General features: G+C 56.0%; 12 protein-coding genes. 5 read left to right on the plus strand and 7 right to left on the minus strand.

The genetic code is table 11. The annotated features are described in order from the left end of the window. Window positions 1-67: 67 nt before the first annotated feature. Window positions 68-874, plus strand: coding sequence for a tRNA cyclic N6-threonylcarbamoyladenosine(37) synthase TcdA (gene tcdA / locus ACJBF3_RS11530; RefSeq protein ID WP_045331997.1), 807 nt, complete (start codon window positions 68-70; stop codon window positions 872-874). Here tcdA and csdE read toward each other — a convergent pair. Further along, entirely contained in the window at window positions 865-1,311 is a 447-nt protein-coding gene (csdE, locus tag ACJBF3_RS11535; protein ID WP_045331994.1) for a cysteine desulfurase sulfur acceptor subunit CsdE, read from the minus strand. The genes tcdA and csdE overlap by 10 nt on opposite strands. Further along, window positions 1,311-2,516 carry a cysteine desulfurase CsdA gene (gene csdA / locus ACJBF3_RS11540; protein ID WP_045331991.1) on the minus strand — a complete coding sequence of 402 codons (1,206 nt, stop codon included), beginning with the start codon at window positions 2,514-2,516 and terminating at the stop codon, window positions 1,311-1,313. Before csdA ends, csdE begins: the two co-directional genes overlap by 1 nt. Window positions 2,517-2,708: 192 nt before the next feature. On the opposite strand from csdA, the gene ACJBF3_RS11545 reads away from it, so the two are divergent. From ACJBF3_RS11545 to rlmM, 4 genes are all read left to right on the plus strand, one after another. Continuing rightward, window positions 2,709-2,936: a YgdI/YgdR family lipoprotein gene (locus ACJBF3_RS11545; RefSeq protein ID WP_045331989.1), complete on the plus strand. Its 228-nt coding sequence runs from the start codon at window positions 2,709-2,711 to the stop codon at window positions 2,934-2,936. A gap of 350 nt (window positions 2,937-3,286) precedes the next feature. After that, on the plus strand, window positions 3,287-4,204 hold the full coding sequence (gcvA, locus tag ACJBF3_RS11550; RefSeq protein WP_032643156.1) for a glycine cleavage system transcriptional regulator GcvA: 918 nt from the start codon (window positions 3,287-3,289) through the stop codon (window positions 4,202-4,204). Window positions 4,205-4,243: 39 nt separating this feature from the next. Then, a complete protein-coding gene (locus tag ACJBF3_RS11555; protein WP_023309031.1) occupies window positions 4,244-4,639 on the plus strand; it encodes a DUF423 domain-containing protein in 396 nt (131 codons plus the stop codon). Then, window positions 4,632-5,732 carry a 23S rRNA (cytidine(2498)-2'-O)-methyltransferase RlmM gene (gene rlmM, locus ACJBF3_RS11560; RefSeq protein ID WP_045331986.1) on the plus strand — a complete coding sequence of 367 codons (1,101 nt, stop codon included), beginning with the start codon at window positions 4,632-4,634 and terminating at the stop codon, window positions 5,730-5,732. The genes ACJBF3_RS11555 and rlmM overlap by 8 nt, the downstream gene beginning before the upstream one ends. Before the next feature lie 63 nt (window positions 5,733-5,795). On the opposite strand, the gene xni is transcribed toward rlmM, so the two are convergent. From xni to queF, 5 genes are all read right to left on the minus strand, one after another. After that, window positions 5,796-6,551 carry a flap endonuclease Xni gene (gene xni, locus ACJBF3_RS11565; protein ID WP_045331983.1) on the minus strand — a complete coding sequence of 252 codons (756 nt, stop codon included), beginning with the start codon at window positions 6,549-6,551 and terminating at the stop codon, window positions 5,796-5,798. Window positions 6,552-6,663: 112 nt separating this feature from the next. Further along, entirely contained in the window at window positions 6,664-8,031 is a 1,368-nt protein-coding gene (sdaB, locus tag ACJBF3_RS11570; RefSeq protein WP_045331980.1) for an L-serine ammonia-lyase II, read from the minus strand. Window positions 8,032-8,094: 63 nt separating this feature from the next. Continuing rightward, on the minus strand, window positions 8,095-9,384 hold the full coding sequence (locus ACJBF3_RS11575) for an HAAAP family serine/threonine permease (RefSeq protein WP_045331977.1): 1,290 nt from the start codon (window positions 9,382-9,384) through the stop codon (window positions 8,095-8,097). 512 nt (window positions 9,385-9,896) lie between these two features. Then, entirely contained in the window at window positions 9,897-11,261 is a 1,365-nt protein-coding gene (ppnN, locus tag ACJBF3_RS11580) for a nucleotide 5'-monophosphate nucleosidase PpnN (protein ID WP_032643146.1), read from the minus strand. Between the two features lie 116 nt (window positions 11,262-11,377). After that, window positions 11,378-12,220, minus strand: coding sequence for an NADPH-dependent 7-cyano-7-deazaguanine reductase QueF (gene queF, locus ACJBF3_RS11585; RefSeq protein WP_045331974.1), 843 nt, complete (start codon window positions 12,218-12,220; stop codon window positions 11,378-11,380). Between the last annotated feature and the right edge of the window lie 24 nt (window positions 12,221-12,244).

Here is a 12,244-nt window from a genome sequence, read left to right on the forward strand (position 1 = left end):
TTCTGAGCGCAATACGGATTACTGTTCAGGGTGAGGAATACCTCACCCTTTTTACATCTGAGGTTTTATGTCTGTGGTAATCAGCGACGCCTGGCGCCAGCGTTTTGGCGGAACGGCACGTTTATATGGTGAAAAAGCCCTGCAGCTGTTTGCGGATACGCATGTCTGCGTCGTGGGCATTGGTGGTGTGGGGTCGTGGGCGGCAGAAGCGCTGGCGAGAACCGGTATTGGCGCAATCACGCTGATTGACATGGATGACGTTTGCGTCACCAACACCAACCGCCAAATCCACGCCCTGCGCGATAGCGTCGGTCTGGCGAAGTCTGAGGTCATGGCGGAGCGTATCCGCCTGATCAACCCTGAATGTCAGGTTACGGTGATCGACGACTTTGTGACGGCAGATAACGTCGCGGAGTACATGAGCAAAGGCTACAGCTACGTGATTGACGCCATCGACAGCGTGCGGCCAAAAGCGGCGCTGATCGCATACTGCCGTCGCTACAAGGTGCCGCTGGTCACGACGGGCGGCGCGGGCGGCCAAATCGATCCGACGCAGATCCAGGTGGCCGATCTGGCAAAAACCATTCAGGATCCGCTGGCGGCCAAGCTGCGTGAACGCCTGAAAAGCGACTTTAACGTGGTGAAGAACAGCAAAGGCAAGCTGGGCGTCGACTGCGTGTTCTCGACCGAAGCGCTGGTCTACCCGCAGGCGGATGGCTCTGTGTGTGCAATGAAAAGCACGGCGGAAGGGCCAAAACGAATGGATTGCGCCTCCGGGTTTGGTGCGGCCACCATGGTGACCGCCTCCTTCGGCTTTGTGGCGGTGTCTCACGCCCTCAAGAAAATGATGGCGAAGGCGGAACGTCAGGCCTGAGCCTGACGTGCGGCATCCTGGACCGCGTCGCTGAGCGCGATCAAACCCTGACCGCGCGAGGCGCTGAGCTGCGCGCGCAGCCCAAGCTCGTCAAATAACGCCAGCGGCGAATGCGCCAGCAGCTCCGCCGCGCTTTTCCCTTCAACCGCGGTCAACAATACGGCCAGCAGGCCCCGGACGATGCGGCCTTCGCTGTCGCCGAAGAAGTGCAGCTTCTCCCCGGATACGCTAAACCCGAGCCAGACGCGGTTTTCACAGCCAGCGATTTCTCTCGCCTGCGCTTTAAGATCGTCTGAAAGGGCAGGGAGCTGTTTACCCAGCAGGATCAGCTGGCGATATTTATCTTCCCACTGTGAGAGCGGGGCGAAGGTCTGTTTTAAGGTCTCTTCCGTGATGACCATGCCAAACGGATGTCCGGCTAAAGCAGCGTGAGTCATTAATCCACCAGTATTTCAAGGGCGCGGTCAACGGCGCTCACCAGCGCGTCAACGTCGCTTTGGGTATTATACGGCGCAAACGAGGCGCGCAGCGTGCCGCTCACGCCGAGCGCCGCCAGCAGCGGCTGGGCGCAGTGCTGTCCGGCACGCAGGGCAATGCCGTACCCGGACAGCAGCGTCACCATGTCGCTATGGTGCACGCCCGCAAAATCAAAGGCGAGCAGGCTGGAGTCCTGAACGCGGAACGAGCGAAAGCCCGGGCGCTTTTTGAGTTCTTCCTCTGCCAGCGTTGCGAGCCCCCGGCTCCAGCTTTCAGCCTGAACAATGTCTGTCTCAGCCAGCCACTCAAGCGCCGCGCTCAGGCCAATCACCCCCGCTACGTTCGGCGTACCGGCTTCCAGGCGATAGGGGACATCCTGCGTTTTGAAGCCATCGAACGAGACTTCGGTAATCATCTTGCCGCCACCGAGCCATGGCGTCATTTTTGCCAGCAGTTCCGGCTTACCGTACAGCGCCCCTATGCCGGTTGGCCCGTAGAGCTTATGTCCTGAGAAGGCATAGAAGTCGATATCCAGCGCCTGCACGTCGGCGGGGAAGTGCACCACGCCCTGCGCGCCGTCAACCATCACCACCATCCCGCTGGCATGGGCTATACGAATAGCCTGAACCAGATCCGGGCAACCTCCCGTGACGTTCGACATCTGTCCGAGCGCCAGAATGCGGCTGCGGGGGGTAATCAGCTCGGGTAAACGCGCCACGTCGGGGAGCAGGTCTGCACCCAGCGGGAGCTTCACCACGCGCGCACCCGTTTGTTCGGCCACCATCAGCCACGGCACCAGGTTGGCGTGATGTTCCGCTTCGCTGACGACGATCTCATCGCCCGGCTGCAGCAGCGGGCGCGCATAGCACTGGGCCACCATATTGATGGCCTCGGTCGTGCCGCGCGTCCAGACGATATTTTTTCCGCTTTCGGCGTTGATCAGGCGCGCCACCCGATCGCGTGCGGCTTCATAGCGCGCGGTTAATCGCTGCGCTTCGGCGAACTGGCTGCGATGCACGTTCCCGGCGCTCAGGCCGTAGAACTGCTGCGTGGCCTCAATCACCGCCTGTGGCTTAAGGGCGGTGGCGGCGCTATCCAGGTAAATACCGGCATCGGCCAGCGCCGGAAACTGTGCGCGGAACTGCGCAGGACTGAAAGCGTTCATGGGATTCCTCATGTCAATATAGCGATCGTCGCGCAATTTCCGCGGCAGGGCAAGGAGGTTGATATCTATCAGAATTGTCTGCTTATCCTGGCGACCTCTAAAAAGCAGGTTATGCTAAATAGTGTTAGGCGGATGTTTTAGCCTGTTATAAATCGAGGTTTGAATAGCATTAATTGCTAAAGGAGAATAATCATGAATAAGACAGCTGCAATCATTTCTGCCTGTGCGTTTACCTTTGCCCTGAGCGCCTGTTCTGGTAACAACTACGTGATGCACACTAACGATGGTCGTTCTATCGTTTCGGAAGGGAAACCGACTACCGATAATGATACCGGGATGATTTCGTACAAAGATGCTAACGGGAACAAGCAGCAGATCAACCGCACGGACGTGAAAGAGATGAAAGAGATCGCGCGTTAACAGATCGTAAGCGAAAAAAAAGCACCGCAAATTGGCGGTGCTACATTAATCACTATGGACAGACAGGGTAAATGTACAGGAAGTGAAAAATTGGTAGCGTTGCTACCGTGGTCTGAATCGCAGACCAATTGCAAACACAACAACACAACATCACAACCGTAAGCCAAAAGCCCTTCAGAACACGCATTCCGAAAAAAAGCTCTTCGTTCCGGCTCAGGAAGTGCCGCCACTATAGGTATTTGCTGGTAGTTCCTCAACGGACAAATTATAATGGCTCAGATAAAAAAAACTAATAGGTTAAACGTTGTTTCCTGTTTGTTAAAATCCGTTAACATCTAAGCCAGATAACCATGTCAAAGCGATTGCCACCCCTCAATGCATTACGTGTTTTTGATGCAGCAGCACGTCACCTGAGCTTTACCCGCGCAGCAGATGAGCTTTTTGTGACACAGGCCGCAGTAAGTCACCAAATCAAGTCACTGGAGGATTTTCTGGGCCTTAAGCTGTTTCGTCGACGCAACCGTTCGTTGCTGTTGACCGAAGAGGGGCAGAGCTATTTTCAGGATATTAAAGAGATTTTTTCCCAGCTTACGGAAGCCACGCGTAAGTTACAGGCTCGTAGTGCAAAAGGTGCTCTGACCGTCAGTTTATTGCCCAGTTTTGCCATTCAATGGCTGGTTCCCAGACTCTCAAGCTTTAACTCAGCTTATCCGGGGATCGACGTTCGAATCCAGGCGGTTGACCGTCAGGAGGACAAGCTGGCCGATGATGTCGACGTCGCCATTTTTTATGGTCGCGGTAACTGGCCGGGCTTGCGCGTTGAAAAATTATACGCAGAATATCTCCTGCCGGTCTGTTCTCCTCTGCTGTTAACGGGCGACAAGGCGCTGAAGTCGCCCGCTGACCTGGCTCAGCATACGCTTTTGCATGATGCCTCTCGCCGCGACTGGCAAACTTATACCCGTCAATTAGGTCTTACACATATAAACGTGCAGCAGGGACCCATTTTTAGCCACAGTGCAATGGTGTTACAGGCTGCCATTCACGGGCAGGGGGTGGCGTTGGCGAACAACGTCATGGCGCAGTCCGAAATTGAGGCAGGCCGCCTGGTTTGCCCTTTTAATGATGTTCTGGTCAGCAAGAATGCATTTTATCTGGTTTGTCATGACAGTCAGGCAGAACTGGGTAAAATAGCCGCCTTCCGGCAGTGGATACTGGCGAAAGCGGCAACCGAGCAAGAAAAATTCCGCTTCAGGTATGAACAATAACGTTTGTGTGCCGGGCACGCATCAATTCAGGACGTAAACATGACCAGCCGATTCATGCTGATTTTTGCCGCGGTAAGTGGCTTTATTTTTGTCGCACTGGGCGCTTTTGGCGCACATGTATTAAGCAAGTCTTTGGGCGCTGTAGAGATGGGCTGGATCCAGACCGGCCTTGAATATCAGGCATTCCATACGCTGGCCATTTTTGGGCTGGCGGTGGCGATGCAGCGCCGTATCAGTATCTGGTTTTACTGGAGCAGCGTGTTTATGGCGCTGGGTACCGTGTTGTTTAGCGGTAGCCTGTACTGCCTTGCGCTCTCGCATCTGCGCCTGTGGGCGTTCGTTACCCCTGTCGGCGGATTCAGTTTCCTGGCGGGTTGGGTATTAATGTTTATCGGAGCTATCCGTCTGAAACGCAAGGGCGTTGTTCATGAATAAGGTTGTTTTATATTGTCGCCCGGGGTTTGAGAAAGAGTGCGCCGCGGAAATTACTGATAAAGCGGCGAAGCGCGAAGTCTTCGGCTTTGCCCGCGTAAAAGAGAACGCGGGCTATGTGGTCTTCGAGTGCTATCAGCCTGAAGACGCGGATAAGCTGGCGCGCGAGCTGCCGTTCAGCTCGCTGATCTTTGCTCGCCAGATGTTTGTCGCGGGTGAGCTGCTGAAGGATCTTCCACCGGAAGACCGCATCACGCCTATCGTCGGCATGCTGCAGGGCATGGTGGAGAAGGGCGGCGATCTGCGCGTTGAAGTCGCGGATACCAACGAAAGTAAAGAGCTGATGAAGTTCTGCCGCAAGTTCACCGTGCCGCTACGCGCGGCGCTGCGTGATGCGGGCGTGCTGACGAATTACGAAACGCCGAAGCGTCCGGTGGTGCATATCTTCTTTATCGCACCGGGCTGCTGCTATACGGGCTATTCGTACACCACCAACAACTCTCCGTTCTTTATGGGCATCCCGCGTTTGCGCTTCCCGGCCGATGCGCCAAGCCGTTCCACGCTGAAGCTGGAAGAGGCGTTCCACGTCTTTATCCCGGCGGACGAGTGGGACGAGCGTCTGGCAAACGGCATGTACGCCGTCGACCTTGGCGCGTGCCCGGGCGGCTGGACCTATCAGCTGGTGAAACGCAACATGTGGGTATCGTCCGTTGATAACGGTCCAATGGCGCAAAGCCTGATGGACACCGGGCAGGTTACCTGGCTGCGCGAGGACGGCTTCCGCTATCGTCCGAACCGTAACAACATCTCCTGGATGGTGTGCGACATGGTTGAGAAGCCGGCAAAAGTGGCCGCGCTGATGGCCTCCTGGCTGGTGAACGGCTGGTGCCGTGAGACCATTTTCAACCTCAAGCTGCCGATGAAAAAGCGCTATGAGGAGGTGTCGCAGAACCTGGCGTACATTCAGGAGCAGCTGGATGAACACGGGATTAACGTGGAGATCCAGGCGCGCCAGCTGTATCACGACCGCGAAGAGGTGACGGTGCATATTCGTCGCTGGTGGGCAGCGGTGGGCGGGCGTCGCGACGAGCGATAGCGCGCGCTTTGTTTTGCCCGGTGGCGCTACGCTTACCGGGCCTACAAAAACCATGTTGTCGTTTTAGCGTTCTAGACGCAGCTGCTGTAAATTCCCGTCCAGCCGTAAATCCGTTTGTAGCGTTGCGATTTCCCGGCAGATAAACGCCATCTCTTTATGCGCCTCCAGCTTCTTGCGCCACTTTTCCGGCACCTCATCGAGACGGGCGTAAATTCCTTCCAGATTCTGAAAATCGGTCAGCAGCTGCGCGGCGCTCTTCGGTCCAATACCGGCGACGCCCGGAACCTTTGAACTGCTGATGCCCGCCAGCCCCCAGTAATCCGGCAGTTGCTTAGGCGATACGCCAAACTCGCTGGCGATGAACGGCGCGTCCAGCCAGCGTTTTTGAAAATAGTCGCGGATGCGGATAGTCGGGGAGAGCAGCTGGCAGTAGCCTTTGTCCGTTGAAACGATAGTGGCCTGATGCCCGGCACCCGCCACCTTTACGGCCAGAGTGGCTGCAAGATCGTCAGCTTCATTTCCCTGCGCCCCCCAGCAGGGGACGCCCCGCTGTTCAAATGCGGCGCGCAGCATGGGTAATTCAGCGTGAAGATCGTCCGGCATCGGCGCGCGTCCGGCTTTGTAGTCCGGCAGGCGCTGGTGTCGCCAGCCCGTGTTGCGGGCTTCGTCATCAAATACCGCGACCGCGTGGGTAGGCTCACTGTGGCGGATAAGCTGTTCCAGCGCGTGCAGGCAGGTGTCTTTACAAGGCGTTCCCTGTACCGCATGGATACGGCGAATCAGGTTAAGTGCATCGACGATAAGTAAATGAACGGCCACAGATAATCTCCCTTCTATCTCATGCGTGAAGGGTAACACTGTCAGCAGCGTGAAACTATGAATGGTGGGGAAATCAGGAAGAAGCCTCGCAAAACGAGGCTTCCCGAGTGGCTTAATCGCAGGTCACGATCTTCATCGCCAGGCCGCCGCGAGAGGTTTCACGGTATTTGGCGTTCATATCTTTACCGGTTTCGTACATGGTTTCGATAACCTTATCGAGACAGACGCGCGGCTCGCTGGTGCGGCGCAGCGCCATGCGTGCCGCGTTCACCGCCTTCACGGAGGCAATCGCGTTACGCTCGATGCACGGTACCTGTACCTGTCCGGCAACGGGATCGCAGGTCAGCCCCAGGTTGTGCTCCATGCCGATTTCCGCCGCAATGCACACCTGCGCCGGGCTGGCACCCAACAGTTCGGCCAGACCCGCCGCCGCCATGGAGCAGGCCACGCCGACCTCACCCTGACAGCCCACTTCCGCACCGGAAATGGACGCGTTCATCTTATACAGCGAACCAATCGCGCTGGCGACCAGCAGGTAGCGCGCCAGAGAGTTGGCGTTCACTTCACGGATAAACTTGTCGTAGTAGGCCAGCACCGCCGGAACGATACCGCAGGCACCGTTAGTCGGCGCGGTAACCACACGGCCCCCGGCGGCGTTCTCTTCGTTCACCGCCAGGGCGAACATGTTGATCCAGTCTACAACGGCCATCGGGTCAGTGGTCGTTTTATCGGTGCTCACCAGCATACGGCGCAGCGCCGCCGCACGACGCGGTACGCGAAGCTTGCCCGGCAGAACGCCTTCGGTGGTGATCCCGCGCTCAATGCCGCCGCGCATCACTTCCCAGACGTTAGTGAAGTGCTGCTCGAGCTCCTCTTTGCTGTGGAGGGCCAGCTCGTTTTTCATCATCAGGCCGGAGAGGGAAAGGCCCGTCTCCTGGCAGTGGCGCTGAAGATCCGCTGCCGTTTTGTACGGATACGGCACCTCGACAGACGAGGTACTGGTTTGACCAAAGTGGTCTTCGTCGACGATAAAACCGCCGCCGATAGAGTAATACGTCTGGCTGTATACCGCTTTGTCGCCGGCCAGCGCGGTAATGCGCATGCCGTTTTCGTGCAGCGACAGGTTGTCCGCATGGAAATTCATGCAATGGTCAACCGGGAATTCCACTTCGTGTTCGCCGTTTGCCAGCAGCAGGCGACCGTGGGTGTTCACATCCTGGATGAAGCCAGGGATCGCATCAATATCAACGGTATCCGGCAGGTTTCCCGCCAGGCCCATGATAATGGCGATATCGGTATGGTGGCCTTTCCCGGTCAGAGAAAGGGAACCGTAAACATCGACAACCACGCGGGTAACGTCGTGCAGGATGCCGCGTGCAATCAAGTCGTCCGTGAACTGCTTACCGGCTTTCATTGGTCCGACGGTGTGAGAGCTGGAAGGACCAATACCGATTTTGAAGATATCGAATACGCTAATCATGATGCGTCCATTGCTTTCAGTCAGAGGGGAGGAGTGCGCCGTCCGGGGACGGCGCAGGAGGTATTAGCTGAACAGCGAGTAGAAAATAGCGGAGATGGCAATCAGGCCCATAATCACAACAAACGCGTTGCTGATATGGCCGCTGTATTTACGCATCGCAGGCACTTTCTGAATCGCGTACATCGGCATCAGGAACAGAATCATCGCGATGACCGGGCCGCCCAGGGTTTCAATCATGCCCAGGATGCTTGGGTTCAGCGTGGCTACAGCCCAGGTAGTGAGCAGCATGAACAGTGCAGTGATTTTGTTCAGCTTGTTGATTTCAATGCTCTTGCCTTTACCGCGCAGAGATTTAATCACCATACCGTTGAAGCCTTCACGTGCGCCGAGGTAGTGGCCCAGGAAGGATTTGGTGATGGCGATAATCGCGATGATAGGTGCCATCCACGCAATGACAGGTGCGTTAAAGTGGTTCGCCAGGTAAGACAGAATAGAGATGTTCTGCTCTTTCGCTGCCGCCAGGTCCGCCGGGGAAAGGCTCAGCACGCAGCTGAAGACGAAGAACATTACGGTCAGCACCATCATGATGTGCGCGCGCGCCAGGATGCTGGAGCACTTCTTCTCTGCGCCATTACCGTACTCTTCACGTTTCGCCACGGCGAAAGAGGAGATGATTGGGGAGTGGTTGAAAGAGAACACCATCACCGGAATTGCCAGCCAGAGGGTCATCAGCAGGCCGTTACCGGTTGCCGATGCGCTGCTCAGGGACAGGGTTTCCAGCGCTGCGCCGTTCCACTGTGGGATCAGGTAGCAGGCCAGCACCATCAGAGCAATCACGAACGGGAAGACCAGCACGCTCATCGCTTTCACAATCATCTGCTCACCGAAGCGCACGATGGTCATCATGCCCACAATCAGGATCAGAGACAGAATCGCGCGCGGCGGCGGCGTCACGTGCAGCTGGTGCATCATGAAGCTTTCAACGGTGTTGGTGATCGCCACGCTGTAGACCAGCAGAATAGGGTAAATCGCGAAGAAGTAGAGCAGGGTAATCAGTTTACCTGCGCCCACGCCGAAATGCTCTTCAACCACTTCCGTGATGTCTTCGCCCGGGTTCTTACCGGACAGCACGAAGCGGGTCAGGCCGCGGTGTGCGAAGAAGGTCATCGGGAAAGCAATGATAGCCATGATGATCAGCGGGATCAGACCGCCGACGCCTGCGTTGATAGGAAGGAACAGTACACCAGCGCCGATTGCCGTGCCGTAAAGGCCAAGCATCCACATGGTATCCGTTTTGCGCCAGCCACTTCGGGATTCAATCGAAGCAACGGTGCTGGTTTGAGTGGTTTCCATCTATATCTCCTGGAGGAAGCGAATTGTCAGGTTTTTAGTCAAATCCGATGAAAAAGTGCCTGACGGTAATATGAAATTCGTTCAGTGACGGTTTTTTAATAATTTTTGCCCGTAACTATTGGCGGGCGGAAAGATACATTCTAGTTATGAATCTATCAGTGATCGCGATCTCAAATGCAATAATCCACTTATGATGTGGGCATCTTTAGACCATTTATCTGTTAAAAAAACATCAAAGAGAATTTACGGGCGCGAAGGCTACCACCAACGACACGTGCGCTGAAAGACTGACCCGTGAGATAGGTGTCTTTCGCTGTAAAGAAATGGGTTTTTAGTATTTTCTGGCGGGTAATTTAGATTAAGGCTGATAACTTGCGGTTGAAAAAAAGAGGTAATCGTTTGCGTTTGTAAGGAGTTTGCAAAAGATATAAGTGATGCCTATGAATTGCTTCGATAAAAAAAACCGGGACGCCTGACGGCGCGACCCGGTTTTGAGGAGAGGCAGCTAAGCCTTAGGTGCAGATTTCATAGCAAGGAATGTAGGCTGATCCTGGCAGCTTCATGCGGTGCTGCGCGACGAAGCCCTGCAGCATGTCGTCCATGCGGCGCATCATCTCCGGATCGCCGTGGATCTTGTACGGGCCATGCTGTTCAATGGCGCGGATGCCCATCTCTTTCACGTTGCCCGCCACAATGCCCGAGAAGGCGCGACGCAGATCGGCCGCCAGGACTTCTACCGGCTGGTCAGGGTAGAGTTTCAGGTTCGCCATATTCTCATGCGTGGGCTCGAACGGGATCTGCAGGTCCGGCGCGATACGGATTGACCAGTTAAAGCTGTAGGCATCACCGGTATCACGGCGGTTCTCTTTCACCAGCGGCATCGCTTTTTTCATCTGGCGCGCCACTTCTGCGGCATCGTCAATGATGATGCGATAGTGACGACGCGCGGCTTCACCCAGGGTGTGCACGATAAACTCGTCCAGCACGCGGAAGTAGTCGGCGCTCTCTTTTGGCCCGGTCAGGATCAGCGGCAGAACCTGATCTTTGTTGGCCGGATTCATCAGAATACCCAGCAGGTAAAGCAGCTCTTCCGCCGTGCCCACGCCGCCCGGGAAGATGATAATGCCGTGCGCGATACGGACAAACGCCTCAAGGCGTTTCTCGATATCCGGCATGATGATCAGCTCGTTAACCAGCGGGTTAGGCGGCTCAGCGGCGATGATGGACGGCTCGGTCATGCCGATAAAACGCCCCTCTTTGTAACGCTGCTGCGCGTGTCCCACCGCCGCACCCTTCATCGGCGCTTCCATCGCCCCTGGACCGCAGCCGGTACAGATGTTCAGCTCGCGCAGGCCAAGCTGCGTCCCCACCCGGCGGGCATAGAGATATTCAGTTTCGTTGATGGAGTGACCGCCCCAGCAGACGACCATGTTCGGCGCTTCGCCAACGTGCAGGGCACGGGCGTTACGCAGAATAGAGAATACGAGGTTGGTGATATGGACCGAGCTTTCCAGGTCGAGATGCTGGAAACGGCCTGCGTTGTGGATCTGTCCGTTAACAAACAGGATGTCACGCAGCACGGCAAACAGGTTAGCCTGAAGTGAACGGATGATTCGACCATCAACAAAGGCCTCTTCCGGCGGGTTGATGACTTCAAGCTTCACGCCGCGCTCGCGGCGCAGCACGTTGATATCAAAGCTTTCGAAGCGGGACAGCAGTTCTTTACTGTTATCCGTCAGGCTTCCGGAGTTCAGTACGGCAAGTGAACAGTTACGAAACAGTTGATAAAGATCGCTGCTGGCCGTGCGCTTAAGCATGTCCACTTCCAGCTGCGACAACATATCCATTGAGCCAAGCGGGCTAATATGTGTAATCAAGTGAGCTCCTTACGGGACGATTATCGTCTTTCCCTGTTGATTACAATAGCCCTGCCGCGTGACGTTTCACAACCTAAAGCGCGGAAGATACCGCGCATATTGTGAAAATATTTATATTACTGACGCACCAGCCGGCCCGTTGCGGGCACAAAATCGGTATTGGTGCGCCACGGGTTAATGTCCAGCCCGCCGCGACGGGTATAGCGCGCGTAAACGCTTAGCTTCTCTGGCTGGCAGAAACGCTGAATATCGCTAAAAATGCGCTCCACGCACTGCTCGTGGAATTCGTTGTGATGGCGGAACGATACGAGGTAGCGCAGCAATTTTTCCCGATCAATTTTCGGGCCGCGGTACTGGATCTGCATCGAGCCCCAGTCCGGCTGGTGGGTGATCAGGCAGTTGGACTTCAGCAGATGGCTGACCAGCGTCTCTTCGACCACCTTTCCGCCCGCCGCGTTTTCGAGGTAGTCCGCGCTGAATTCATAATTCTCCACCTCGATATCCTGATCGTCGATGCAGGTCCCGTTGAAGTGGGCGACTGGCTGCCCTTCCAGCTCGTTCAGGCGATACAGTGAAACGCTCACCTTTCCCTGCGCGCAGGCGCTTAAATCACGTTCCAGGGTGTGCTGAACGTCGTCCCAGCTGTTGAATTTTGTCTGGTTAAAACTGTTGAGATAGAGCTTAAAGCTTTTGGACTCGACGAGATTCACGCTGGCGTAGTCCAGCTCAACGTGGCCCACCGCCACCTGCGGCAGGCCGCGCGCGTTGAGCCACGAGAGTTCGTACAGCGTCCAGATATCGCCGCCAACAAACGGCAGCGCGTCCGCGTGCAGGCCCAAAGGATCGCGATTCAGACTGCGCGGCACGCCCTGCAGCAGGCTTGCATCGTAGGTATCGCGGTAATCGGTCGATTTACCGAGCGTTAAGCCGGTTAACGCCTGATGATTTTCGTAAGACATGTTTCATCGCCACTTTACAGGTAC

This window comes from Enterobacter sp. PP-008-ECC_S150, from assembly GCF_045257065.1.
Taxonomy (GTDB): Bacteria; Pseudomonadota; Gammaproteobacteria; order Enterobacterales; family Enterobacteriaceae; genus Enterobacter; species Enterobacter chengduensis.

Bases quoted from the DNA above. Each gene is read 5' to 3' on its own strand.
- rlmM (WP_045331986.1), top strand. From the start codon at position 4,632: ATGAATAAGGTTGTTTTATATTGTCGCCCGGGGTTTGAGAAAGAGTGC.
- gcvA (WP_032643156.1), top strand. From the start codon at position 3,287: ATGTCAAAGCGATTGCCACCCCTCAATGCATTACGTGTTTTTGATGCA.
- sdaB (WP_045331980.1), bottom strand. From the start codon at position 8,031: ATGATTAGCGTATTCGATATCTTCAAAATCGGTATTGGTCCTTCCAGC.
- ACJBF3_RS11555 (WP_023309031.1), top strand. From the start codon at position 4,244: ATGACCAGCCGATTCATGCTGATTTTTGCCGCGGTAAGTGGCTTTATT.
- csdA (WP_045331991.1), bottom strand. From the start codon at position 2,516: ATGAACGCTTTCAGTCCTGCGCAGTTCCGCGCACAGTTTCCGGCGCTG.
- tcdA (WP_045331997.1), top strand. From the start codon at position 68: ATGTCTGTGGTAATCAGCGACGCCTGGCGCCAGCGTTTTGGCGGAACG.
- ACJBF3_RS11575 (WP_045331977.1), bottom strand. From the start codon at position 9,384: ATGGAAACCACTCAAACCAGCACCGTTGCTTCGATTGAATCCCGAAGT.
- ACJBF3_RS11545 (WP_045331989.1), top strand. From the start codon at position 2,709: ATGAATAAGACAGCTGCAATCATTTCTGCCTGTGCGTTTACCTTTGCC.
- csdE (WP_045331994.1), bottom strand. From the start codon at position 1,311: ATGACTCACGCTGCTTTAGCCGGACATCCGTTTGGCATGGTCATCACG.
- queF (WP_045331974.1), bottom strand. From the start codon at position 12,220: ATGTCTTACGAAAATCATCAGGCGTTAACCGGCTTAACGCTCGGTAAA.